Annotated in this window: 4 protein-coding genes; all 4 read left to right on the forward strand. The window is 60.1% G+C overall.

What is annotated here, in order from left to right:
• Positions 1-545, forward strand: a 545-nt coding sequence (locus ADK28_RS33085) for an ATP-dependent DNA helicase (RefSeq protein WP_239686270.1), incomplete at its 5' end; no start/stop codon positions are given.
• Positions 546-624: 79 nt separating this feature from the next.
• The gene (tsaB, locus tag ADK28_RS20480) at positions 625-1,326 is read left to right on the forward strand and encodes a tRNA (adenosine(37)-N6)-threonylcarbamoyltransferase complex dimerization subunit type 1 TsaB (protein WP_028127474.1); all 702 of its coding nucleotides are present in this window, start codon (positions 625-627) and stop codon (positions 1,324-1,326) included.
• 100 nt (positions 1,327-1,426) lie between these two features.
• On the forward strand, positions 1,427-2,017 hold the full coding sequence (locus tag ADK28_RS20485; protein WP_048796524.1) for a Slp family lipoprotein: 591 nt from the start codon (positions 1,427-1,429) through the stop codon (positions 2,015-2,017).
• A 209-nt stretch (positions 2,018-2,226) separates the two neighbouring features.
• The coding region (locus ADK28_RS20490; RefSeq protein ID WP_048796525.1) for an AMP-binding protein at positions 2,227-2,731 on the forward strand (505 nt) is incomplete at its 3' end.

Here is a 2,731-nt window from a genome sequence, read left to right on the forward strand (position 1 = left end):
CATTAATCGAAGCCAACAACGGCCGCTGCTTCTTCTTATGCACCTCGCACCAGATGATGCGCGAGTTGGCGGAAGAGTTCCGCGCCACGATGACGCTGCCGGTGCTGTTGCAAGGGGAAACCAGCAAAGGGCAACTGCTCGCGCAGTTCGTCGCCGCCGGTAACGCGCTGCTGGTGGCGACCAGCAGCTTCTGGGAAGGGGTGGACGTGCGCGGCGATGCGCTGTCCTGCGTCATCATCGATAAACTGCCGTTCACTTCACCGGACGATCCGCTGCTGAAGGCGCGCATTGAAGATTGCCGCCTGCGCGGCGGCGACCCGTTCAATGACGTGCAGTTGCCGGATGCGGTCATCACCCTGAAACAGGGCGTCGGCCGTTTGATCCGCGACACCGACGATCGCGGCGTGCTGGTGATTTGCGATAACCGTCTGGTGATGCGTCCTTACGGCGAGGTGTTCCTCAATAGCCTGCCGCCCACGCCGCGTACCCGCGATCTGAAGCAGGCCATCGCCTTCCTGCAGGCCGCCGATGCGTCGGCCACGTGAAAGATGAAGGGCTTACGGGGCTGTGCTACAATGCGCGCCCTGTATGAAAAACCCAGTTTTATTCCCGCCAGAGGTTGGCATGTCCACGCGAATTTTAGCGATCGATACCGCGACGGAAGCCTGTTCCGTCGCCGTCTGGAATCAAGGCGAAACCCACGCCCTGTTTGAGCTGTGCCCACGTGAGCATACGCAACGAATTTTACCTATGGTGCAGCAGGTGCTGGCGGAATCCGGTCTGGCGCTCAACCAGCTCGATGCGCTGGCCTTCGGTCGCGGCCCCGGCAGCTTTACCGGGGTGCGCATCGGTATCGGCATCGCTCAAGGCCTGGCGCTGGGCGCCGATCTGCCGATGATAGGCGTTTCCACGCTGCAAACCATGGCGCAGGGCGCCTGGCGCGTCAGCGGCGCGGAGCGCGTGCTGGCGGCGATCGATGCGCGCATGGGTGAAGTTTACTGGGGGCAGTTCGAGCGCCAGGCGGACGGCAGCTGGTTGGAAAGCGAAGGCGAGGCCGTGCTGTCGCCCGCGCAGGCGCTGGAGCGTGCGCAGCGCCTGCAGGGCGAATGGGCCCATGTTGGCACCGGGTGGCAAACCTACCCCGACTTGGTCAAGGGTTCCGCGTTGAGCCTACGTGACGGCCAAATGCTGTTGCCGCAGGCGCAAGACATGCTGCCGCTGGCGCTGCAAGCCTGGCAAGAAGGGCTGGCGGTAGCGGTGGAAAACGCCGAGCCGACCTATCTGCGCAATGAAGTCACCTGGAAAAAACTGCCGGGCCGCGACTGATCGCGGCGTATTGTGCTGATGTTGATGCCGGGCGATGAGGGGCTGCAACTTGAACGATGAAACGCGGTCAAAGTTACAGCCATTTCAGGAGATTGCGACCATGTTAATCCGCACTGCAAGTAAAAAGCTGTCGCTGCTGGCCGTCGCCTGCGGCGCGCTGGTTTTATCCGGGTGCGTCACCGTACCGGATGCGATCAAAGGCTCCAGCCCTTCGCCGGTGACTCAGCTTTCCTCGGTACAAAATGCACCCAACCTGTTTACCGGCGCGGAAGCCCGTTTCGGCGGCACCGTGGTAAACGTCGCCAACGAACAAGGGCGCACGGTGCTGGAGATTGCGGCGGTGCCGCTCGACAGCGGTGCGCGGCCGATACTGGGTGAACCGTCGAACGGCCGCTTGCTGGCTACGGTGAACGGCTTCCTCGAACCGGTCGATTTCAAAGGCCAACTGGTGACCGTCGTCGGCCCTATCACCGGCCTGAAAGAGGGGCGGATCGGCATGACGCCATATCGTTTCGTGACGATGAACGTGACCGGTTTCAAGCGCTGGCATCTGGTGCAGCAGGTGGTGATGCCGCCTGCGCCGATGGGCCCTTGGGGCTGGCGCGGTGGTCCGTGGGGGCCCGGCTGGGGCGCAGGCTATGGCTGGTACAACCCCGGTCCGGCACAGGTGCAAACCATCGTAACCGAGTAGCATACGCTTGATGTGAACATATTTGACAGGGCGGCTCAGGCCGCCCTTTTGCTTTTTGGGATAGGGAATATCCGACAATTAGTGACGTACATCGCAACCTGAATAATGTTTAAAACCCGAACTGGTCTGCTGAGTTAAAATATTGTTATGGTTAGGCTGCGAGTTTGAGGGCTGCGATGATAATTAGTAATGATTTCAGGAGTAATACCTTGGATAAGGTCTGGTTAAAACGGTATCCGGCAGATGTGCCCGCAGAGATTGATGCCGATCGCTATTCGTCGTTGATCGAAATGTTTGAGCATGCCGTGCAGCGCTATGCCGATCAGCCCGCCTTTATCAATATGGGCGAGGTGATGACCTTCCGCAAACTGGAAGAACGCAGCCGGGCTTTCGCGGCTTATCTACAAAATGAACTGGGCCTGAAGAAGGGCGACCGCGTCGCGCTGATGATGCCTAACCTGTTGCAATACCCCATCGCCCTGTTCGGCATTCTGCGCGCCGGCATGGTGGTGGTCAACGTCAACCCGTTGTATACCCCGCGAGAGCTGGAACACCAGTTGAACGACAGCGGCGCCAGCGCCATCGTCATCGTCTCCAACTTTGCCCATACGCTGGAAAAAGTGGTGTTCAACACTCAGGTCAAGCACGTGATCCTGACGCGCATGGGCGATCAGCTGTCAGCCGCCAAAGGCACGCTGGTCAACTTCGTGGTCA

This window comes from Serratia sp. 506_PEND (assembly GCF_001076875.1).
Taxonomy (GTDB): domain Bacteria; phylum Pseudomonadota; class Gammaproteobacteria; order Enterobacterales; family Enterobacteriaceae; genus Serratia; species Serratia marcescens.

Bases quoted from the DNA above. Each gene is read 5' to 3' on its own strand.
- ADK28_RS20485 (WP_048796524.1), top strand. From the start codon at position 1,427: ATGTTAATCCGCACTGCAAGTAAAAAGCTGTCGCTGCTGGCCGTCGCC.
- tsaB (WP_028127474.1), top strand. From the start codon at position 625: ATGTCCACGCGAATTTTAGCGATCGATACCGCGACGGAAGCCTGTTCC.